The following is a 20,896-nucleotide window of genomic DNA, read 5'->3' as shown; positions in this document are numbered from 1 at the left end:
CACCTCAACAAAGGAGAACAACATGGCTGACACAAACCATCCTGCCACACCGTGGCGTATCGCCGGCACGGGCGACTTGCTCGACCCATTCCCCCTGCACCTGGAAACGGGCGTCACGCGCCTGGACGACGGCTGCCTGCTGGTGGCGGCGCGCACGCAATTGCATGGCTGCAGCGGGCGCATGCTGGACTGGTGGTTCACGTTCTTTGAAACGACGCAGCACATCAAATGGTGGCATCCGCACGACCACGTGGCCCATCACGGCTGGAACAGCGTCTGGAAAAAGGGCGAGAGTTACCATGGCGCCTCGATCGAGGCGGTGGAAGCGCTGGGCGACATTCCGCCCGTGAAAGCCAAGCTGAAGTTCCATGATCCGAAGTGTGTATTCGATGCGGCGCAGCTGCGCCACGCGCAAGAGAGCGGCGCCCTGTCGGCGGCCGTCTGCGCGCGCATCGGTTTTGGCGACCAGGTGGAACTCGACCCGCAAGGCGATCCGCTCGATGGCGAAATGCTGCACCTGGCGCGCGACACGTCCACCGGCTGCGTGCTGCGCAGCCGCTTCCTGCTGGGGCGCAACAGCCTCGACCCCGTGCGCGACGTACCCGACGTGCTGGGCCTGAACTTGCTGCGCCATTGCTACAGCGAATTTACCTATCTGTCGCGCTTCCTGCCCTCGCTGTACTACGCGGAAAATGGCAACGGCGAACAGGCGCCGCTGCCCTGGTAAGGCATGGCCTCACAGCCGCTTGTGCATGCGCGCCAGCGGCAGTTGTATGTCACCGGGCAAGTCCAGGTGAAACTCTTGCGTGGTGGCAAAGCCGCTGGCCAGGTACAGCGGCACGCCGGGCAAGGTGGCGGCCAGTTCCAGCGCCGTAAACCCTGCCGCCCGCGCCTGCCGTTCGCAATGACGCATCAGCATGCTGCCCAGGCCCTGGCGCGCGGCCGCGGGGTCGACAAAGAATGCGCGGATGCGGCCCGGCTGGCTGGCCGGGTCGAGCAGCGGGTCCGGCCCGCTCTTGGCGCGGTCGGCGCCGTACAGGGTGGCGCGCCGGCTCCAGCCGCCGCAAGCCAGCATGGCGCCATCGCGCTCAATGACGAAATACGTCTGGTCGGCCACCAGCTGCGTGTCGACGCCGAACACGTGGCGCGTGACGGCCTCGGCCTGCTCCAGCGTATAAAAGCCCGTACTCAATTCCACGCCGGAACGGGCGATCAGCGCATTCATGACGGGCACGTCGCTAGGCAGCGCCACGCGCAGCCGCGTCAAGGCGCCAAAGCTGAACCAGGCGCGCGCGATGCGCCCCTGCGCCACTTCATACGTGGCGACCAGTTCTTGCGCGGAAACACCATCGTCCGTGTCGCCATGGACGATCTCATGGTCGATCACCAGCTTGCCGCAGGCGATGCGGTTGAGCAACTGCGCCTGCGGCCGGCTGGCGGCAAAGCGGGCCGTAAAGCGGGAAGCGATCTGCGCGGCGCCCGTGGCCAGCAAGGTATCCGGGTGCTGGAATTGCTGGGCGTCATCGGCGTAGATGGCCAGCAAGGCAGGCACGTCGTGGGCGTTATAGGCGTCCAGTTGGGCCTGGACCACCGCCGCGGGCGAAATGAGTGTATCGTTGGCAAGCACCATGCATCTACCTGTTGTCGTGTGGGTGGAAAGTTGCAAAGCGTAACACTGTCGCTCCTGTCGCGGCGCGGTTTGCTGCGATAATTATAAGATTCGTCGCAAGAAACATTTTGAGGCGTCACCAATCAATCGCACAATCGCAGCAGGAGTAGACATCATGAAATGGGAAGGCAATCGCGAAAGCGACAATGTGGAAGACCGCCGTGGCGAAGACGGTGGTGGGGGCGGCGGCGGTGGCGGCTTTGGTTTTGGCGGCCGCTCGATCGGCATCGGCACCATCGTCATCGCCCTCGTCGGCTCGTATGTGCTGGGCGTCAACCCTTTGACCTTGCTGAATCTGCTCAGCGGCGGCGGTGGCCAGGTCAGCACCCAGCAAAGCCAGGCGCCCGCGCGCCAGCCCCCCGAATCGGACGAGATGGCGCGCTTCGTGAAAACCGTGCTGGCAGATACGGAAGACACGTGGAGCAACCTGTTCAAGGCCGAAGGCGGCAACTATGTAAAACCCAAGCTGGTCTTGTTCTCGGGCAGCACGCCGACCGCATGCGGCACGGGCCAGAGCGCCAGCGGCCCCTTCTATTGCCCCGGCGACCAGAAAGTCTACCTGGACCTGGACTTCTTCAACCTGATGCAGCAGCGCTTCAAGGTGTCCGGCGAATTCGCGGAAGCGTACGTGATCGCGCATGAAGTGGGCCACCACGTGCAAAACCTGATGGGCCTGTCCGAAAAGGTCGACAATGCGCGCCGCACGGCGTCCGAGCGCCAGGCCAACGCCATGTCCGTGCGCCTGGAGCTGCAAGCCGACTGCTTCGCCGGCGTGTGGGCGTATCACGCGAATGCGGACCGCAAGATCCTCGAGCAAGGCGACGTGGAAGCGGCCCTGAAAGCGGCCACGGCCATCGGCGACGACGCCCTGCAACGTCAGGCGCAAGGCCATGTCGTGCCCGACTCCTTTACCCACGGCACCTCCGAGCAGCGCGTGCGCTGGTTTAGCAAGGGTATCGAAAGCGGCCAGATCGCCCAGTGCAACACGTTCGAGGCGCGCCAGCTGTAACGGCGCGAACGCCCATGCCGCCGCCGGTGGCATGGGCGGCAATGGCATGAGCGCCTATTTCACGTCGATGCGCCCATACCGGCCATGCGTCTCATCGTCCGGTCCGGCCGCGTAGAACAGCGTGTTCGCCGGCTGGCCGTTGACGCCATTGCCGAAGGCGATGCCCCACAAGCCGTCGATCTCCAGCGCCTTGCCATCCGCCTGCGCCAGCTTGCCGATGACCGCGCCCGTCTCCGCATCATAGGCATTGATCCTGCCATCGCCAAAATTGCCCACCAATAAGGCATGGCTGGCGCTGCCGAAATTGGCCGGCGCCAGCGCCATGCCCCATGGCGCATTCAGGGCCCCGCCGCGCACCAGTTGCCTGATCAGGGTGCCGCCGCTGTCATACACGCTGACAATGCCCAAGCCGGTCCCAGTCTCCTCCTCGTCGCCGCTAGCGCTGCGCTTCGCATACGCGACATAGATGCGCTCGCCGATGGCCTGGATGCCGAATGGCGCGTAGCCGGCCGGCATGCCGGGGTCGCTGAATGCGCCGGACCAGCTGACTCTGGCGAAGCTGGCATCGAACACATCGATGCGCTGCTTGTGGAAATCGGCCGCATACAGGTAGTTGGCGCCGGCATGGCGGGAAATCGCCAGGCCCTTGTAGACGCTGCCGCCGGCGCCGCCATCGACCACGACGAGGGCCGTGGTCGGGCTGACCGAGGGCGACCAGGCCGAAATGCTGCCGTTCTCGGCGGCGAAAATGAAGGGACTGGGCGCCGTCACGCCGTTCCGGCTCAGCTTGAAATCCTGCCTGCCGTTGAAAACGATGCCGGTCGGCCCCGCAGGCGTGCTGACCACCAGCGATTGCGGCACGCCATTGCCGTCATACAAGGTGGATTTCGCCGTGCCGTTGGCCGCCACCCAGACGAAACCGCGGGGATTGAAGGCCAGCCCCCAGGCATTGACCAGCTTGGCATCCGTGTGCGCGGCGGGCAACTGCGCCGTATCGGACACGAGACTGGTCGCGCCATAGCCTTCCAGGCTCGGCGGCTTGTGGTCATGGTGGCCGCCGCCGCAGGCAAACAGGACCCCGGCCAGCACGGCGGTGAGCCCGGCGCAGACAAGCTTGCTGATGTGGTGCGTATGCATGGCGTCTCCCTTCAACGAGGTGGACAGTATTCGCTGCCTGTTGTCAGGGTATAGCCAGGCCATGCGGCATGGTTGAGGCGCGTCAAGCGCAGGAGAAATAGGCAGGCTGAGCCGCACCGGCGGCACGCCCGTCAGGGCACGCTGACGTCGAAACGCTTGCCCAGTTTTTTCAGTTCGCCCGTCTCGATCAGCATATTCAGTTCCTGGTCGAATTGCAGGCGCAGCTTGTCGAATGTGGGCGAACGGGGAAAGGCAAAGTAGCCATTCTGTACTTCTATGACTTTCGGCAAGGGTTTCACCTGGCGTCCGTAGCCAAGCCGGGCGATGACGGGATCGGTGTTGCGGCGGTTGCTGACAAACACGTCGACGTGATTATGCACGAGCATTTTCAAGCCATTTTCCACGTTGTTGGCCACGCTGACCTGCAAGCCGGGCCGCGCGCGCTCCCAGTCCGAGCCATAGGCCCAGCCATTGAGCAGCACCACCCTGCGGTTCTTCAGCACCGCATAGTCGCCATCCCAGCCGAAACTGGCATCCTGGCGCGTATAGAAGACGATCTGGTCCTGGTAGAACGGCTTGTCGGAAAACGCCATGCTGGCGATGCGGTCCGGCGCCTTGTAGGGGCCGATCAAGATATCGGCCTGGCCCTGCACCAGCATGGCTTGCGCGCGCGCCCACGGCACCATGCGAAAGCGCACGGTATTGCCCGTGCGCGCCGCCATCAGGCGCAGCAGTTCCGCGCCCAGGCCGCCATATTCGCCGCTATCCTGGTATTCGAACACGCGTTCGAACTGCGCGCCCACGGCCAGCAATTCGCGCGCTGGCGCCTGCAAGGGCAAGGCCAGCGCCGGCCACAGCAGGGCCACGGCCAGCATGCGCGTGCGCGCCAGGCGCCGCCCTGCTGCCGTCATCAGCCGACGATGCGCAAGGAGTAATCGGTGGCCCGCACGTCCTTGGTCAGGCTGCCGATCGAAATGCGGTCGACGCCCGTCTCGGCAATCGCGCGCACGGTATCGAAATTGATGCCGCCCGACGCTTCCAGCAAGGCACGGCCCGCCGTGAGCTGCACGGCGTCGCGCATCATGTCGTTGCTGAAGTTATCCAGCAGCACGGAGACGGCACCCGCGTCCAGCGCTTCCTGCAGTTGCGCCAGGGTTTCCACCTCGATCTGCACGGGCACGCCCGCGTCGAGGTTGCGCGCGTTTTCCAGGGCCTGGCTGACGCCGCCTGCCGCCGCGATATGGTTTTCCTTGATCAGGATGCCGTCGTACAGGGCCAGGCGCTGGTTCTTGCCGCCCCCCACGCGCACCGCATATTTTTGCGCCAGGCGCAGCCCGGGCAAGGTCTTGCGCGTATCTAAAATGGATGCCTTGGTGCCGGCCACCACGTCCACGTACTGGCGCGTGGCCGTGGCCACGGCCGACAGCAGCTGCAGGAAATTGAGGGCGCTGCGCTCGGCCGTGAGCAAGGCGCGCGCCGGCGCCTGTATCGTGCAGACGACGCTGTCGGCCGTCATCATGTCGCCTTCCGCGTAATGCCATGCAATGTCGATGCTGCGGTCCAGGCTTTTCATGATGCCTTCGAACCATGGCGCGCCGCACAGCACGGCCGCTTCGCGCACGATGACGCGGGCCGTGACGATGTGGTCGGGCGGCACCAGCTCGCCCGTCAGGTCGCACTGGCCCACGTCTTCCAGCAGGGCGGCCAGCAAGTTGCCCTCGAACGCGCGCGCCAGGGCCGGGTCGAAGGGAGCGAAAGAATTAACAAGGGTACTCATGCTGGACCGATTCCTTGGAACAATTTAGTTTCTTTTGCCAGATCGGCGCCCGGCTGCAGGCCAGCCTTCTTGGCGGCGGCGAAGTCGAGCATGCGGTTGATCGAGCGCACGGCCAGCTGGCCGACGGCGGGATCGACGTGGATTTCGTTGTGCATGTTTTCCAGCGTTTCGGCCAGGTTCAGCAAGCCATTCATGGCCATCCACGGGCAGTGCGCGCAGCTCTTGCAGGTGGCGCTGTTGCCGGCCGTGGGCGCTTCGATGAAACGCTTGCCCGGCGCCGCCGCGCGCATCTTGTGCAGGATGCCATTGTCGGTGGCGACGATGAAGGTATCCGTGTTCATGGTTTGCGCTGCCGCAATCATTTGCGACGTCGAGCCCACCATGTCGGCCAGCGCCACCACGTTGGCCGGCGATTCCGGATGCACGAGCACCTTGGCCTGCGGATACTCTTCCTTGAGCAGATCGAGTTCGATGCCCTTGAATTCGTCGTGCACGAGGCAGCTGCCTTGCCACAGCAGCATGTCGGCGCCCGTCTGCTTCTGGATGTACGATCCCAGGTGTTTATCGGGTGCCCACAGGATTTTCTTGCCCTGCGCATGCAAATGGGCAACGATGTCGAGGCCGATGGACGACGTCACCATCCAGTCCGCGCGCGCTTTCACTGCCGCACTGGTGTTGGCGTAGACCACGACGGTGCGGTCGGGATGGGCGTCGCAGAAGGCCGTGAATTCATCGGCCGGGCAACCGAGGTCGAGCGAACAGGTCGCATCGAGGTCGGGCATCAGCACGGTTTTCTCGGGACTGAGGATCTTGGCCGTTTCGCCCATGAAACGCACGCCGGCGACGACCAGGGTCTTGGCCGGATGGTCGCGCCCGAAGCGGGCCATTTCCAGGGAATCGGAGACGCAGCCGCCCGTCGCTTCCGCCAGGTCTTGCAGGTCAGCATCAACGTAGTAGTGGGCAACGAGCACGGCTTCGCGCTCGATCAGCAGGCGCTTGATGCGCGTGATCAGTTCGGCTTTTTCGGCCGGGGAAGGCGTCGCTGGCGTGCGTGCCCAGGCGTGGGCAGTGCAGCTGGCTCCGTCTTGTGGATGTTCATACTCGACGGATTTGATTGCTAAAGTTTGCATGGCTGTGTCAAACAAAAACGGAATAGACCGGCACTATCGCATGAAAGCAAGTGCGCCGGAACGAAAGGACCGCGGCGCGTCGGTGTGGTGCTGGCGGTTGGCGTTGCAGGCTGGCATTGTAATGTCGGATTACGCTACGCCTCGGCGGCCCCGCCAATCCGACCTACGCGGCCAACCCAGTCAACTCACTCTGACGTAGGTCGGATCAGCGCACAGCGCGTAATCCGACGGAACGTTACCCTACAAAATTAATCAATACCCTGGCTCTTCAGGTAATCCTCGTAATTGCCGCGGTAATCGACCACTTCATCTTCCTTGATCTCGATGATGCGGTTGGCCAGCGAGGAAACGAATTCGCGGTCATGCGAGACGAAGATCAGGGTGCCCGCGTATTTTTCCAGCGCGATGTTCAGCGATTCGATCGATTCCATGTCCATGTGGTTGGTCGGCTCATCGAGCATCAGCACGTTGTGGCGGCCCAGCATCAGCTTGCCGTACATCATGCGGCCCTTCTCGCCACCGGACAGTACCTTGACAGCCTTTTTCACATCGTCGCCGCCGAACAGCAAACGGCCCAGGATGGAACGCACGGCCTGGTCGTCGTCGCCCTCTTTCGTCCACTGGCCGATCCAGTCGGTCAGGTTCGTATCCTTGGCGAAATCTTCCGTCGGATCTTGCGGCATGTAGCCGACGTTGGCGTTTTCCGCCCACTTCACGCGGCCCTGGTCCGGCTGCAGGCCGGCGATGTCGCCCGCGATGCAGCGCAGCATGGTGGTCTTGCCGGCGCCGTTGGCGCCGATGATGGCGATGCGCTCGCCAGCTTCAACCATGATGCTGAAATTCTTGAACAGCTGGCGGTCGAAGCCTTTCGAGATATTCTCGACTTCCACGGCCAGGCGGTGCAATTTCTTCTCGCCATCGAAACGCACGAAGGGATAGGCGCGCGACGACGGCTTGATGTCATCGACCTTGATCTTTTCGATCTGCTTGGCGCGCGACGTCGCCTGGCGGGCCTTGGACTTGTTCGCGGCAAAGCGGCGCACGAATTCCTGCAGCTCGGCAACCTTGTCTTTCGCTTTCGCGTTGTTGGCCAGTTGCTGGTTGCGCGCCTGGGTCGAGGCAAACATGTATTCGTCGTAGTTGCCTGGATAAATCTTCAGCGTGCCGTAATCCATGTCGGCCACGTGGGTGCACACCTGGTTCAGGAAGTGGCGATCATGGGAAATGATGATCATGGTGGAGTTGCGCTCGTTGAGCACGTCTTCCAGCCAGCGAATCGTGTTGATGTCCAGGTTATTCGTCGGTTCGTCGAGCAGCAGGATGTCCGGGTTCGAGAACAGCGCCTGCGCCAGCAGCACGCGCAGCTTCCAGCCCGGCGAGACATTGCTCATCGGGCCCTGGTGCAGGTCGATGGCGACGCCGGCGCCCAGCAGCAGCTCGCCGGCGCGCGATTCGGCCGTGTAGCCGTCGTATTCGGAGACTTTGCCTTCCAGTTCGGCCGCCTGCATGTAGTCGTCGTCGGTCGCTTCCGGGTTCGCGTAGATGGCGTCGCGTTGCTGGATGGCGGCCCACATTTCCGTGTGGCCCATCATGACGACGTCGAGCACGCGCATGTCTTCAAAGGCAAATTGGTCCTGGCGCAGCTTGCCCAGGCGCTCGTTGGTATCGAGCATGACATTGCCGCCCGATGGGTCCAGGTCGCCGCCGAGGATCTTCATGAACGTCGATTTGCCGCAGCCGTTGGCGCCGATCAAACCATAGCGGTTGCCGTCGCCGAACTTGACGGAGATATTCTCAAACAATGGCTTGGCGCCAAACTGCATCGTAATATTTGCGGTTGAAAGCATGTGATATTAGGTCTTTATTCAGTTAAAACAGCTAGTTAAGTACTTTTCTCCCATTATACAGCACCGGCCACCCTCCCCTCCATAGGGGCCGGGAAACGGCACCTGGCGCGGCCAGGCCAGCGGATGCGGTCAAGATAATGGCAAGAGATTACTATTGCCGCATTTTCATTTAACAGATACGCTGCGCTCGCCCGCTTCAGGCCGCCATGCGAGGCGGCGTGACAGCGCCCTTTTCCCTTTCATCACACAGGCATCCCTTGAAAAAAATCACCATCGCCGCCGCCGTAGCCGCCATTACCATCGCCGCCACCATCTATGCCTCGCCGTATTACGCCTTGCACCAGATCAAGACCGCGCTGGCCGAACGCAATGCCGACGCGCTGGCCGCGCACGTGGACTTCCCCGCCCTGCGCGACAGCGTCAAGATCCAGCTGGAAGCGAACATGGCCAACAGCATCCAGGCAGTGGCCGGCAGCGACAACCCGCTCGCCGCGCTCGGCCAATCGATTGCCGGCGCCATGCTGGGCAAGATGGTCGACGCCATGGTCTCGCCCGCCGGCGTCGTCGCGCTCGTCAACAACAGCGCCATCAGCCCGCAGATGGATGCAGGCGCAGGGGCCGGTGCAGCAGCCGATGGCGCACGCAACAAGGCCGACTACCGGGCCGGTTATGCCGGCATCAACCAGTTCGTCGTGCGCGCGAAGGATGGCAAGACGCACAACGGCGCGCTGGTCTTGCAGCGACACGGCATCTGGGGCTGGAAACTGAGTTCGATCGAGCTGGCGCCGGCGGTTACGGGGCGGTAAGACAGCTGCGGCGGCACGATGCCCTGCCCTTGACAATTAAACTTCAGACAATCTATGATAATTTCCATAAATAAACATTTATCTGGAGAATTTAATTGGCTCAAAAAACAAGTAGTTGCTATCAATGCCATTTCGAATTCAATGTTGGCGCGCATGTGTGCCAAGGCTGCCGAGGCGACATCGTGTATGGCGCCACGCAGGGGGAGGTTGCAGAGGCGTCCAAGATAGGAGCGGGCGTTTTTGGGGTTGCCAGCCTTGCGCTGATCTATGCGGCGCCCTTTTTCCTGAATAAATACGCGAGTACGGACATTCAAGTAGGTTGGGGAATGGGATTTTACGGGCTGGGCATTGCCGCTGCCGCTGCTGTGGTGGGCGCCTATAAATTCACATCGGATTTACATCAGCGGAAAAGATCCTCGATCCGCACATTCCGCCGATAAAACGCTGGCTGCTGCCAAGGCAGGACTCAGCCGATACCGCCAGCAAGGCAATCCGGGAACCAGCTCGCTTTCCCGTGCCATGCCAGGCAGCCATTTTATGCTCGGCTTCCGCCTGCACCGGCGCAGCCAGACCAGGGACACGATACCGTCCAGCCTGACCACGCCCCCTGATCAGACTGGCGTGATGCCGCCAAAATGCACCGTGCTGTTAAGCGTCGTGCCCGTAATGCTGTAGTTGGCGCAGCGTGGCGAAGCCGGGTCGTACAGGAAGTAAGTTCCTCCCGTACGGTCGTTTCCCGCCACGATGTCGATATACATCTGCACCAGCGAACCGCTTGCCACGCCCCTGTCACCTGGCTTCATCGTCTCGTTCTGGCCAAGCGCGATCATATCCCAGCGATCAGACGTTCCCGTGCCGCCATTGGGGTCGATAAAACTCACTTTGCCAGCGCAGACAAAGCCGCCATTGTTCGCAAGATTCAAGCTGCCGATCGTTTGCATGATCATTTCCTCATTGATTGGTTGAAAGTGTATCGGTTCCGTACTCAAGGAATCCATATGCCATGACACCAACTTGCACGGGAGCGACAGACACTGCCCTATCCATCGAATCGATGGATAGGGAGTCGCCACAAGGGCCGGCCTGCATATTTATTACAACAAAACTGGTGGACCGATGGAGGCACAGTATGCCGACCCGCATCGGCCAGCAAGTAACAGCAGGTTACGCGGCACGTAACGTGTTAGAAGCAAAAAATCACTATCGCCACCTGTACATCGCAGCACTAGCCAGGCGGCAAATCCCGACGAGTCGGCGAATTGCGGCAACCGCAATTTTTACCTGAAATTACAAGCAAGCAGTGACAATTATCTAGAACTACCAATATTTCACCAACTATAATTACAAGAAATCAAGCCGTGAAAATAAATACGAACATCCCATCCATCTGGCAATGACGGACACATATCATGAAAAAGGTAAGGGAATGGGAAAACAAGACCCATATGCACCCAAAGGGAGTGTGTGAGGCGGCGGCAATGTTATGGCTATCCCGGCTTGATAATCAGGGAATGGAACATGCCTTGAAGTTGAAGGCAAGCGATTGTGATGCATTGCAAGCCCTTATTGAAAAAGGCGACACTTCCTGGGCAGTGAAATTGCAGGACTTATTAGGCACTGATTCGATGTTTTTCCCGCTTGTTCCCGCAGAACTATCCAGCGCGGATATTGCGGGAATGGAACCGGGAGACTTTCTATTCGTTGCCGGAAACGGACACGCGGGGGCGGTGTACCAGCATCGCGACGGTATTTTTTTCTTTAACCCGGGAGACGGGCTGTTTTTCTTGCAAAAAAGCATTTCGATGGAAGATAAGCTCAAAGCCGCAGGCAAGCTGATGTCAGCAATAAAAGACGACTCCATGCTGGGTTCGGGAACGGCCATACGAAAAGGGAAACTCAGGCATTATGGTTACAGGCTCGACAGATTTTTTGGGGGCTGACTTTTGCGGCTGACGACAGCTGTAAATTACGTCAAAGCACGGAACGCCACCGGCAGACAAGCTACGCCCGACTCGCCGCCTTTGCGCCCCAGCCTGTCCGGCCCCTGATGTTTGGCACTGCGCCGCCCTATTTCTCGTGCCCCCATGGGCAAAAGCGCGATTCGGTGCAAGAATGCTTGTCCTTTGCCCCTAGCGCGTCAGGCCAGCCCGCCGCCCACAATATCCCCATGCTTAGCAAACAAGTTATCACGTTGGCCGCCGGCCTGTTCTTCGCCAGCACCGCCCTGGCAAGCGCCTCGCCTGAAGCGGAACAAGCCGCGCGCGCCACATCCCCCGAGCGCGCCCACTCTGTCGAAGCGCGCATGCGGGACGAAACGTCCAGGGCGGCCGATCCGCACGCCCCTGCCCCGCTGCCCGTGTCCGGCGACATTTCGCTGGCCGAGGTGGAGCGCCGCTGGGCGATCGGTCGGGCACAGGCCGATGAAAAACACTTGGGCAGCGCGCTCGACCCGGCCATATTGACCGCTGTGGCGCGGCAGGTCGGCTGCCACGATATCGTCGGCGTGCAACCGTTTGGCTTCCCGCTGGAGGGCGCGCAGGCAACTGTACTGAGCGGCGGACACCTGCTGGCGCGCTGCCCGGAACGGGCCTACCTGACGATCACGGCGATGTCGATGGCGGGCAAGGCGGGCAAGCGCGTCCGCATTTCGCCGCAGGCGTTCCATCAGACGGTGGATGGCAAACCGGCGCGACGCCTGTATTACAAGGCGCCCAGCGGGCGCCAGAAGGAAACGCTGACCATCATCGATGGCAGCTATGTGTATGCGCTCGAGTACTGGTCGCTCGATGACAGCCAGCAGAGCGGCATGGTCGGCACGGGTAAGATGGACACGGTGACGCTGTCGCCATAGCGCCAGCACGGCGCGCGCCGGGTAGACTCGCACTGGTCGCGGGACGCAAGATACTGTATATTCATACAGTCATCAATCACAACCTTGTCGAGCATGCCTGAAAATCCGCACACCGTGCCGTCCTATACCATTTCCGTCAGCGCCGCGATCGACGCCGAGGTCGAGCAAGTCATTCTCGATGGCTTGAACGCCTACAACGATGCGATCACCGGCTACAGCGACAGACAGGCGCTGAGCGTGGTCGTACGCGACCGCGAGACGCGTCAGGTGCTGGGCGGCGCCATGGGCCGCACCTCGCTGGGCCTGCTTTTCCTCGATCTGTTTTATTTGCCCGCCGCCTTGCGCGGACTCGGCCTGGGCAGCCAGGTACTGGCGCAGTTCGAGGCGGAAGGACGCCGGCGCGGCTGCGCCTCGGCGGTGCTGTACACCATCAGTTTCCAGGCGCCCGAATTTTACGAACGCCGTGGCTGGCGCACCTTTGGCGAAATCAGCTGCAGTCCCGAGGGGACGAGCCGCGTGTTCATGAGCAAAACCTTACTCGATTGAAACCACGATTGAAACCGCTGGCGGCGGTGGCGGCAATGCCTCCACCGCCGCCGGATGAACAGCCAGCTTACATGCCCAGGGACTTGAGCAGGTCGGCGTTGTCATCCTCGTCCGGCGCGGCTGGCGCGGGCGCCGGCGCGGCGGCCTGGCTGGCCTGGTTGGCATGCTCGGTAGCCATCAAGGCGTCGGCGTCGTATTCCTTGGAATCGAAATCGTGCAGCTTGATGAACTCGGTGCGGTCGATTGCCAGTTCCAGATAGAAAATGTTGTTCTTTTCTGTATAGAACGTCACGCGACGCATTTCCGGGCGGTCCAGCGGCGTATCGACGCTGAGCATCACCTGCTTGTTCAGCACCAGCATCTTCGGCTGGTTCTGGGTGATGTTGGTTTGCAGCTCGCGCCGCACCTTGCCCGTGAAGTCGCCCACGATCTGGTTCATCAGCTCCCCCATGATGTTCGACACTTCGTCCGACGTGTAGAAGCTGGCCAGCTCCGACTTCGGCATCCCCATGTGCAACATGTAGCGCTCGTAGATTTCCATCGCCGTGTCGGCCGCGAAGTTCAGCACGACCAGGCCCGTGAAGCCGCCATCGAACATCACGAAACAGCCGATGTCCGGTTTCAGGCCGGTCTTGGTGATGCGCTGCACCATGCCGGAATAATTGACCTTGCTTTGTGTTGCAACGTTGAGCACCCGCACTACCGAGTTACACAAACTCATTAACAAATCTTCTGTACCGTACACAACAGCCTTTTCTGGATTCATAAACAACCTCTCTTACTTTTTAAGATGACAGCACAGTTTCCCTGTCCCCTGCGCGCCGCAACCAGACGGCGACACTCGGCAGGTGGACGACTTCATCTTTGCATGCCTGATCGTGCCTGGCCAGGCTGCCAGCGTGAGCGCTGGTCCCGGCCACATTCTTACTTTTTTCCGTATAGAAATAAGTATCAGATGCGCAGAATACCGAGATGTAACATTTCCGTCCAGCCATACCTGCATTTACTTGATGATCTGTGCGGAAATGCCATATCTGGCCAGGACAGCGGCGTCAACACAGGAAATAGTGACTAGAAATCAAGTGCGCGCAAGGTCACGCCGCTGACCAGCAAATCCCTGCTCAGGTGAGCGAACGCACGCTGGGCGATGCGCAGCCGGTGGGTGTCGAAGATGGCCAGCAAGTCGCCGCCTCGGCCCTCGTCCAGGCTGTGCAATGCGGTCGCGCTGATGCTGCAGCTCTTTTCCACCCCGAAGACGCCCAGATGGAAGGTGACGGCGGCGCCAGCCTGGTCGAGCGCAATGCTGTCCTTGACGATTTCATAGGGCATGGCCAGCCTCCGTCCCGCATGCCGTCCGCGACGTGCCTGGTGGCGACGCGGTGGCCACGATGTCGGGAAGCAGGCAGGCATTCATGGGCAAGATGTATCCGCAGCGTCTGCATGGCGCGGCAAGTCGATGATGAAGACAGAGCCGTGGCCGAGCACGCTTTCCGCGCTCAGGACGCCCGCATTCGCTTCCACGCTGCGCTTGGCGATCGACAGGCCCAGGCCCGTCTTGTCGGCGCCGTCTTGCGTGAATGGCAGAAACAACTGCTCTGCCGCAGCCGGCGACAGGCCGGCGCCGTTGTCCTCCACCTCGACCTTGATCCGCTCGCCACTCGCATACGCGCGCAGCACCACCGTGCCATTCGGCGCGCCAAACTTGAAGGCATTCTGCAGCAGCCTGCCCACGGCAGACAGCAGTAAATCCTTGTCCGCATCGAGCCGCAGCACGGGATCGACCGTTTCCGCGACGAAGATGCAGCGCGACAGCTCCGCTTGCAGGCCGGCCCGATAGCTGAGTTCAGCGATGAAGTTACTGACAGAAAAAATGGAACGCTGCAAGGTCAAGCCCGCCTCCGAGCGCACTTCCGCCAGCGCACGGTTGCTCAGGGTGCCCAAGCCCGCGAGGCTGCGCTCGAGCACGGCACCGGTCGCGCCCGACATGCCCGTGCTCCCCGGCTTGAGCGCGGCCGTACCCACCTGCTTTTCCTCTAGGAATAAATGCATCATGACGTTTCCTGCGATCTATTAGGAGTGACAACAAGCAAGCCTAACGTGATTCCCGGTTAAAAACCGTCTGTTACCGTACATAGCGCATGCGCAAGCCTGTCGCGACAACAGGCAGCCCGGCCGCGTACGGTACGCATCAGGCCAGCCGCCCATGTGCTATTGTCATCGGACATACAATTGAGCAGGCCCGTCCATGCAAACCATCCCCACCAGCGTTTCCTTCCGCTACATCGATCCGCGCCACAAGGAACCGGGGCCAAGCCGGGAGTTCGTCAATCAGAACATCGTGGTGCCGCCCGGCGCGCATTTGCCGCGCATCGGCGAAGCCATAGAACTGGTGCACTGGGACTTGAACCGCGACATGAAGTCCGGCGTCTATTCGGTGCTGTTCATCCACACGCGCATCGCCTTATTTGACGGCAATGAGAAACCGTCGGGCTGGCACTCGACGGTCACAGTGGGGCCGCAATCGAGCGAGATCGACGAGCGCTTTCTCGCGCCGCCCTCCTGACGTCCGCGCACCCTTGCCCAGGCCAGGCCGGAACACCTAAAATAGTGATTTATATTAAATATTGCTCGTGACGCCATGCGTTGGCCTTGTCGCGTGCAATGCATGAGAAGGCGAAATAGATGAGCACATTGCAAGAGCAGGCAACAGAGGAAATGACGCAGGCGATCCATGCCTGGTTCGACGAGCGCCTGCAGCGCACCGACCTGAACTCGTCTCTCGACCGGACCACCATGCAAGTGGGCATCTTCAGCGATTTCCTGCTCGACTACAAACCAGGCCGCACGACGGCCGACGATATCGACCTGGGCTACGACAACGACGATGACGCGCGCCCGAGAACGCCGGCCCGTCTTGATGATGCGCAAGTGCGCGAGCTGATCGCGCCGCAGCTGACGGCGCTGGTGCAAGCGCGGCTGGCGCCACTGGTGAACACGGCGATGATCGACTACCGCTTCACGTTCCGCGGCAAATTCCAGACGGCGCAGGGCAAGTTGCACCTGAGCTTGCTGGAATATGTGAATGAAGACAAACGCCAACTGCTGCTTGAGCGCATCCACGCGTATATCGATCAACAGCTGACCCAGGGCACGCAGCCGACGCAAGCGCTGGAATCGTTCTTCCTCGCGCGCCACCTGCTCGACCATCAGCTATTCCCGCAACTCGACGTGGCCTGGACCATCGCGCAATTCGAACGCATCCTGGCATTGAACAAGGCCACGCCGGATGCGCTGGCCGAACACCGCCATCATATCCTGCGCGCCATCACGCAATGGGTGGAAAACGACTTCCTGCCGCAATACTACGACCGCGCCCAGTCCGCCTACCGCGCCACCGAATACGCCTTGAAAGCGGCCGTGGCACTCGATGCGCAAGCCATGCAGCCGCTCGACCTCCTGCTCTACGGCGCCGTCATGATACTGCGCCATGAACCGAGTTACGCCAAGGCCAGGGGCCTCAAATTCCTGGAAATCGCGCGCGAACTGGGCAGTGAACGGGCCGTGCGCATGCTGCACGAAGGCAGCGGCACGTTCAGCGAGGGGGAAATCCATGTCAAGAATGCGCTGCTGGAATGCCGCGCCAACGACGTGTTTGCCACGCTGACCATCAGCATTGCCCAGGAAGAGGAAGCCGCGTATGGGCAGGCGCTGGCATTCATCACGCATCTGCTGGCAAACGGTTTCCCGAAAAGCTACCAGATCAAGCTCAAATCCAGGGCCAAGGCCTACCTGCCGATCAAGGGACTGGCGAAATCCGATACGCACCGCTTCTTTGCCAACGCCCTCGCCTGGCCCGCCCTGCAGCCGCAGCTAGAAGCGTATGCGCGCGCGGCCATCGCGGAATATGAATTCTATGCCGATACGGAAGGCGAAAAGAATTGCATGCCCGGCAGCTATGCCACGTTCGGCCTGGGCCTGCTCGACGCCCGTCACTTTCCCCTGATCCACGACTACATGGCGCAGGTCGATGACGAACACCAGTCGGTGCAGGATCAGTTTACGGCGGCCTTCGTGGAGCGATATGGCGTCACGACGGCAACCATCCCGACGCTGGTGGCGTGTTTGCGGCGTTGCACGGACAACGTGAAACTCAAGATCCAGGCCGAGTTCGACGATGTGGAAAAGCTGGCCTGCCTGCACCAGCAACTGCAGGGGCTGGAAGACTATCTGGTGGAACACATGCTGTATCCGATCTGGGGCAAGCTGGAAAAAATGGCCGCCCTGGCGCGCAAGGCGGACGGACGGCGCAAGGAGCTGCTGATCGCCCTCCTGGCCGCGGCCAGCAAGGATGACGCGTGACGTGCGCAACGTTATGACTTTCACCATATATAATGCGCGGCGCCAGAGTTGCCGTAAGGCATTTTTGGCGCCTGACATTGAATCGTGGAGAACATATATGCACCTGAAACAACAAGCACCGCGCGCCACCCTGCTGGCGGCTGCCCTTGCCGCCGCCGTCGCGCTGGCCCAACCCGCCATCGCCGCGACGCCCGTCGCCGTGGAACTGGCGCCGGTCGATGTGGCCAATCTGTACATCAAGACCATCGTCAACCATGACGAAGCGAGCGTCGCCAAGCTCAACGCCTACCTGCGCCCCACCCGCCTGGCCGGCCACCAGTCCGCCGAATATGCGTCGTACAGCGCGCTGAAGGAAACGGATGCGCAATTTCCAGCGGAAACGGGCAAGCTGATCGCCGACCTGTTCCCGGCCGCCATGCAGGCAGCCTTGACGCCGGCAGCCGAGTTGCTGGCCGCCAACGTCATCGCCGCCAAGAATGGCGCCGCATGCCAGGCCACCAAGGCCGATCCGGCAACGGAAGAAAACGGCATGCAGACGACCGTCGTCAGCTTCGAATGCCAGCTCGTCAAGGTGCCTGTCGCATGGGCGCCTGCCTCGCAGCAACTGGCGAAGAGCGGCTGCAAGGCGGAGCAATGCATTGCAGGCTTGAAAAAGATCGCCGCGACCTACGCGAGCGCGCCGAAGCAGACCTGGCGCGCCGTGTTCCCCATCAGCCGCGAAAAGAGTTCGGAAGCCTGGCGCAACGATTTCGCGCGCGAAACCTTCGATGAAATCTGGGATTACCTGTAATCCGCGCCGCGTTTAGAATGTGCTGATGGACAAGCCGGTACCGCAACCCGCAGGCCTGGCCTTGCTGCGCCTGCTCGATCCCGACTACGTGGAAGGCGCACTGGGCCGGCAAGTGCTGGCCCAGGATCTGTCCGTCCTGCACGGCAGGCAGCTGCTGGCGCTATTGCGCCGGCTGCGCGCCGCCCAGTCCAACCAGCAGTACTATGCGGGCGCCAGCATGGAGCAGGCCGCACAGCTGTTCGGCGCCGCCATCGCCGCCGTCAAGACGGAACTGGCGACGCGCCCGCACATCCCGAACAAACAGGAAGCGAAGGCGCTGCGCCAGGCGGCGGCAAGGAAGCGCTAGGCCGCCGCTACGGTGCGCAGGCGGGCGCGGCCCTCCTCCTATAATCAGTGCCTGTTGAAAAGCACTGAAAGGATAACGCCATGCCCCTACGACTTTCCCGCCACCTTGCCGGCGTTGCCGCACTAGCCCTGTCCAGCCTGACCACCATGCACGCGGCGCATGCCGCCCCGCCCACGGACGCCATCGACGCGCGCGCCGTGTGGCAGGAACGCTCGCTGTCGGCCTGCCGCAGCGAGCAATCGTCCACCGCGCCCGACGTCTGCCTGCTGCGCACCATGCAGCGCAGCGGCGCCCGGCCGCAAGCCATCGCCGCCGCCAGGATGCTGGTGAAGGCGGACAAGGCCGGCTTCATCTCCGCCTGGCGTCCGCTGGGCAAGGCGGCCCTGGCCACCGTCACCTATCCGTTTCGTGCCAACACGAATGAAGGCAGCCTGCTGATCGGCAGCGATGGCGCCGCCATCGACGTCGACGAAGATTCCGTGCGCGACGAGGACCGCGCCACGCCAGCCTGGCGCGCCTTTGCCGCCGCCCACCCGGACGCCATGCCGTTTGCGCCGGCCGACTTCGTCGGCAGCACGGCCACCAGCGATGGTGGCCAGCGCCTGCTGTTTTCCACGTCCCTGAAGAGCTGCCATGCGTGCGCGGACGATGGCGCCCTGCTGATCGCCTACACGGTGGACAGCACGGGCATCGTGCGGGAGCGGGAACTATTGGCGATCAAGTAATCCTGCATCAAAGATAAGATAGAATTGCTCAATGGCATGTCTATACGAGTACATGCCATCGTCCCAATTTACTTATCACAGGAAAACATGCGCCGTTCTACCCTTGCACTGCACCTCACCGCCGCCTTGCTGCTGTCCACCAGCAGCGCTTTTCACCTTGCCAGCGCAGCCGCGCCCGCCACCGCGGTGGCCAGCGCGGCGACGCCGCTGGTCATCGGCGAAAGTTTCAGCATCGATTCCCGCGCCCTGAAGGAAAAGCGCCACATCAATGTGTACGTGGCGCGCGCCTGGGACACCCCGCCCGACGCCCCGCTGCCCGTGCTGTACATGCCCGATGGCGGCGTGGCCGAGGATTTCCTGCACGTGGCCGGCCTGCTGCAAGTGTCGGTAGCCAACGGCACGATGCGCCCCTTCATGCTGGTCGGCATGCAGAACACGCAGCGCCGGCGCGACTTGACGGGGCCGACCGACAGCGCCGACGACCGCAAGATCGCTGCCGTCGTGGGCGGTTCATCCGCCTACCGCAGCTTCATCCGCGATGAACTGATGCCGGAAGTCAAGCGCCGCTACCGCACGACGGGCGAGACGGCCATCGTCGGCGAATCGCTGGCCGGCCTGTTCGTGGTGGAAACCTATCTGCTCGAGCCGCAGCTGTTCGACCACTACCTGGCGTTCGACCCCAGCCTGTGGTGGAACGGCGGCGCCCTGCCGCGCCAGGCGGCCGCCCTGCTGGCCAAGGGCGCGCCAGGCAAGCGCAGCCTGTACCTGGCGTCCAGCAGCGAAGCGGGCATCGCCGTGGAAGTGCAGCGCCTGTCGGACGTGCTGGAGAAGCAGGCGCCTGCCGGTTTGCAATGGCACCAGGAAAAGATGCCGGCCGAAACCCATGGCACGATCTACCATCCCGCCGCCCTGAAGGCCTTCCGCGCCGTGTTCAAGCCGGCCACACCGTCCCGGTAAACGGGGCGACTACGGTGCCGGCAGCGCCGGCACCATCTGCTCGCGCAGCCAGTGCAGCAAGGTGGTACGGCGCGCGTCGCCGTCGAACGGCTGCGGGGACAGCAGGAAATAGCCGGTGCCGTCGCGCCGGAAGCCAAACGGCGCCACCAGGCGCCCGTGGTCGAGGTCTTCGCGCGCCATGAGGACGGAGCCGATGGCCACGCCCAGGCCGGCACAGGCCGCTTGCAGGCTCAGGTAGAAGTGTTCGTAGCTCTGGCTGTCGCCCTGGCCCTGGCCGCCGTCGTCCCTGGCGGCGGCGCGCCAGTGCGTCCAGGCGGCCGGGCGCGACGCCGCATGCAGCAAGCGCTGCGCTGACAAGTCCAGCCGGCCGTCCCGCAACAGGGCCGGCGCGCACACGGGCGCGATCCATTCGTCGCACACCTTTTCCGCATGCAGGCCCGCATCCCACAGAAAATCGTTGCGGCGCAGCGCGACATCCACCGCGTCGCGCTGGAACGCCACCGGCCCGCCCGACGCAAACAGGTGCAGCGGCACCTCGGGATGCCGCTGGTAAAAGTCGCCGAGGCGCGGGATCAGCCATTTCATGGCGATCGTCGGCTCGCATGACACCACCAGTGGCGCCTGGCGCGCCGGCTGGCGCACGGCCTCGAGGGCGGCATCGAGCCGCTCGAACGCTTGCTGGACGGCCTCCTGCAGCTGCGCGCCCGCCGGCGTCAGGAACACGCCACGGTTGCGGCGTTCGAACAGGGGCGTGCCCAGCGACGTTTCCAGCAGGCGGATTTGCCGGCTCACCGCGCCGTGCGTGACATGCAATGCGTCGGCCGCCTGGACGAAGCTGCCCAGCCTGGCCGCCGCCGCGAAGAAGCGCAAGGCGCCGAGGGCTACCTGTCTAGTCATGATCTGTCATTTTTTCTCACACATAATCGCACGATATCATCGTTTTTCAC

At 62.3% G+C, this 20,896-nt stretch carries 24 protein-coding genes; 13 read left to right on the top strand and 11 right to left on the bottom strand.

The window, feature by feature from the left end; genetic code table 11:
- The first annotated feature begins 22 nt into the window (after positions 1 to 22).
- A complete protein-coding gene (locus tag YQ44_RS11645; RefSeq protein ID WP_071323523.1) occupies positions 23 to 727 on the top strand; it encodes a DAPG hydrolase family protein in 705 nt (234 codons plus the stop codon).
- Between the two features lie 9 nt (positions 728 to 736).
- Here the strand turns inward: YQ44_RS11645 and YQ44_RS29530 are convergent, their stop codons facing one another.
- The gene (locus YQ44_RS29530) at positions 737 to 1,630 is read right to left on the bottom strand and encodes a GNAT family N-acetyltransferase (RefSeq protein ID WP_083411780.1); all 894 of its coding nucleotides are present in this window, start codon (positions 1,628 to 1,630) and stop codon (positions 737 to 739) included.
- 154 nt (positions 1,631 to 1,784) lie between these two features.
- Here YQ44_RS29530 and ypfJ point away from each other — a divergent pair, with 154 nt between their 5' ends.
- Entirely contained in the window at positions 1,785 to 2,678 is an 894-nt protein-coding gene (gene ypfJ, locus YQ44_RS11635; protein WP_071323522.1) for a KPN_02809 family neutral zinc metallopeptidase, read from the top strand.
- Positions 2,679 to 2,732: 54 nt separating this feature from the next.
- Here ypfJ and YQ44_RS11630 read toward each other — a convergent pair whose 3' ends face one another.
- From YQ44_RS11630 to YQ44_RS11610, 5 genes are all read right to left on the bottom strand, one after another.
- Positions 2,733 to 3,815 (bottom strand): TIGR03118 family protein, encoded by a 1,083-nt coding sequence (locus YQ44_RS11630; protein WP_071323521.1) that lies wholly within the window; start codon positions 3,813 to 3,815, stop codon positions 2,733 to 2,735.
- A gap of 131 nt (positions 3,816 to 3,946) precedes the next feature.
- Positions 3,947 to 4,726, bottom strand: coding sequence for a substrate-binding periplasmic protein (locus tag YQ44_RS11625; protein WP_071323520.1), 780 nt, complete (start codon positions 4,724 to 4,726; stop codon positions 3,947 to 3,949).
- Positions 4,726 to 5,592 (bottom strand): carboxylating nicotinate-nucleotide diphosphorylase, encoded by an 867-nt coding sequence (gene nadC, locus YQ44_RS11620; protein WP_071323519.1) that lies wholly within the window; start codon positions 5,590 to 5,592, stop codon positions 4,726 to 4,728. The genes YQ44_RS11625 and nadC overlap by 1 nt, the downstream gene beginning before the upstream one ends.
- Complete coding sequence (gene nadA, locus YQ44_RS11615; protein WP_071323518.1) at positions 5,589 to 6,722, bottom strand: quinolinate synthase NadA; 1,134 nt, start codon at positions 6,720 to 6,722, stop codon at positions 5,589 to 5,591. Before nadA ends, nadC begins: the two co-directional genes overlap by 4 nt.
- 248 nt (positions 6,723 to 6,970) lie before the next feature.
- A complete protein-coding gene (locus YQ44_RS11610; protein ID WP_034756044.1) occupies positions 6,971 to 8,569 on the bottom strand; it encodes an ABC-F family ATPase in 1,599 nt (532 codons plus the stop codon).
- 257 nt (positions 8,570 to 8,826) lie between these two features.
- Between YQ44_RS11610 and YQ44_RS11605 the strand changes: the two genes are divergently transcribed.
- Both YQ44_RS11605 and YQ44_RS11600 read left to right on the top strand, forming a co-directional pair.
- The gene (locus YQ44_RS11605; protein ID WP_071323517.1) at positions 8,827 to 9,375 is read left to right on the top strand and encodes a DUF2939 domain-containing protein; all 549 of its coding nucleotides are present in this window, start codon (positions 8,827 to 8,829) and stop codon (positions 9,373 to 9,375) included.
- Between the two features lie 95 nt (positions 9,376 to 9,470).
- Positions 9,471 to 9,815, top strand: coding sequence for a hypothetical protein (locus YQ44_RS11600; protein WP_156894799.1), 345 nt, complete (start codon positions 9,471 to 9,473; stop codon positions 9,813 to 9,815).
- A 171-nt stretch (positions 9,816 to 9,986) separates the two neighbouring features.
- On the opposite strand, the gene YQ44_RS11595 is transcribed toward YQ44_RS11600, so the two are convergent.
- A complete protein-coding gene (locus YQ44_RS11595) occupies positions 9,987 to 10,316 on the bottom strand; it encodes a hypothetical protein (protein WP_156894798.1) in 330 nt (109 codons plus the stop codon).
- A gap of 468 nt (positions 10,317 to 10,784) precedes the next feature.
- On the opposite strand from YQ44_RS11595, the gene YQ44_RS11590 reads away from it, so the two are divergent.
- From YQ44_RS11590 to YQ44_RS11580, 3 genes are all read left to right on the top strand, one after another.
- On the top strand, positions 10,785 to 11,315 hold the full coding sequence (locus YQ44_RS11590; RefSeq protein ID WP_156894797.1) for a hypothetical protein: 531 nt from the start codon (positions 10,785 to 10,787) through the stop codon (positions 11,313 to 11,315).
- 227 nt (positions 11,316 to 11,542) lie between these two features.
- Positions 11,543 to 12,226: a hypothetical protein gene (locus tag YQ44_RS11585; protein WP_156894796.1), complete on the top strand. Its 684-nt coding sequence runs from the start codon at positions 11,543 to 11,545 to the stop codon at positions 12,224 to 12,226.
- A gap of 114 nt (positions 12,227 to 12,340) precedes the next feature.
- Positions 12,341 to 12,772: a GNAT family N-acetyltransferase gene (locus YQ44_RS11580; RefSeq protein WP_071326419.1), complete on the top strand. Its 432-nt coding sequence runs from the start codon at positions 12,341 to 12,343 to the stop codon at positions 12,770 to 12,772.
- A gap of 67 nt (positions 12,773 to 12,839) precedes the next feature.
- Here the strand turns inward: YQ44_RS11580 and YQ44_RS11575 are convergent, their stop codons facing one another.
- The 3 genes from YQ44_RS11575 to YQ44_RS11565 all read right to left on the bottom strand — a co-directional run bounded on the left by YQ44_RS11575 (position 12,840) and on the right by YQ44_RS11565 (position 14,824).
- Positions 12,840 to 13,538, bottom strand: coding sequence for a DUF3334 family protein (locus YQ44_RS11575; protein WP_071323512.1), 699 nt, complete (start codon positions 13,536 to 13,538; stop codon positions 12,840 to 12,842).
- Between the two features lie 305 nt (positions 13,539 to 13,843).
- Positions 13,844 to 14,101 carry a DUF1488 family protein gene (locus tag YQ44_RS11570; protein WP_071323511.1) on the bottom strand — a complete coding sequence of 86 codons (258 nt, stop codon included), beginning with the start codon at positions 14,099 to 14,101 and terminating at the stop codon, positions 13,844 to 13,846.
- 81 nt (positions 14,102 to 14,182) lie between these two features.
- Positions 14,183 to 14,824: a sensor histidine kinase gene (locus YQ44_RS11565; RefSeq protein ID WP_083411777.1), complete on the bottom strand. Its 642-nt coding sequence runs from the start codon at positions 14,822 to 14,824 to the stop codon at positions 14,183 to 14,185.
- 193 nt (positions 14,825 to 15,017) lie between these two features.
- Between YQ44_RS11565 and YQ44_RS11560 the strand changes: the two genes are divergently transcribed.
- The 6 genes from YQ44_RS11560 (at position 15,018) to YQ44_RS11535 (ending at position 19,949) form a co-directional block, all read left to right on the top strand.
- Positions 15,018 to 15,335 (top strand): hypothetical protein, encoded by a 318-nt coding sequence (locus YQ44_RS11560; RefSeq protein ID WP_071323510.1) that lies wholly within the window; start codon positions 15,018 to 15,020, stop codon positions 15,333 to 15,335.
- 119 nt (positions 15,336 to 15,454) lie between these two features.
- Entirely contained in the window at positions 15,455 to 17,131 is a 1,677-nt protein-coding gene (locus tag YQ44_RS11555) for a DUF6138 family protein (protein ID WP_071323509.1), read from the top strand.
- Between the two features lie 97 nt (positions 17,132 to 17,228).
- Positions 17,229 to 17,921, top strand: a complete 693-nt coding sequence (locus tag YQ44_RS11550) for a hypothetical protein (protein ID WP_071323508.1) — start codon at positions 17,229 to 17,231, stop codon at positions 17,919 to 17,921.
- 25 nt (positions 17,922 to 17,946) lie between these two features.
- The gene (locus YQ44_RS11545; protein ID WP_071323507.1) at positions 17,947 to 18,267 is read left to right on the top strand and encodes a hypothetical protein; all 321 of its coding nucleotides are present in this window, start codon (positions 17,947 to 17,949) and stop codon (positions 18,265 to 18,267) included.
- 80 nt (positions 18,268 to 18,347) lie between these two features.
- Positions 18,348 to 18,992, top strand: coding sequence for a hypothetical protein (locus YQ44_RS11540; protein ID WP_156894794.1), 645 nt, complete (start codon positions 18,348 to 18,350; stop codon positions 18,990 to 18,992).
- An 87-nt stretch (positions 18,993 to 19,079) separates the two neighbouring features.
- The gene (locus tag YQ44_RS11535; RefSeq protein WP_071323505.1) at positions 19,080 to 19,949 is read left to right on the top strand and encodes an alpha/beta hydrolase; all 870 of its coding nucleotides are present in this window, start codon (positions 19,080 to 19,082) and stop codon (positions 19,947 to 19,949) included.
- 9 nt (positions 19,950 to 19,958) lie between these two features.
- On the opposite strand, the gene YQ44_RS11530 is transcribed toward YQ44_RS11535, so the two are convergent.
- Positions 19,959 to 20,846 carry a LysR substrate-binding domain-containing protein gene (locus YQ44_RS11530; protein WP_071323504.1) on the bottom strand — a complete coding sequence of 296 codons (888 nt, stop codon included), beginning with the start codon at positions 20,844 to 20,846 and terminating at the stop codon, positions 19,959 to 19,961.
- Positions 20,847 to 20,896 lie beyond the last annotated feature (50 nt).

Source organism: Janthinobacterium sp. 1_2014MBL_MicDiv (genome assembly GCF_001865675.1).
GTDB lineage: Bacteria > Pseudomonadota > Gammaproteobacteria > Burkholderiales > Burkholderiaceae_D > Janthinobacterium.
Note: the sequence above shows the minus strand (reverse complement) of the source record. Positions and strands in the feature narration are given on the sequence as shown.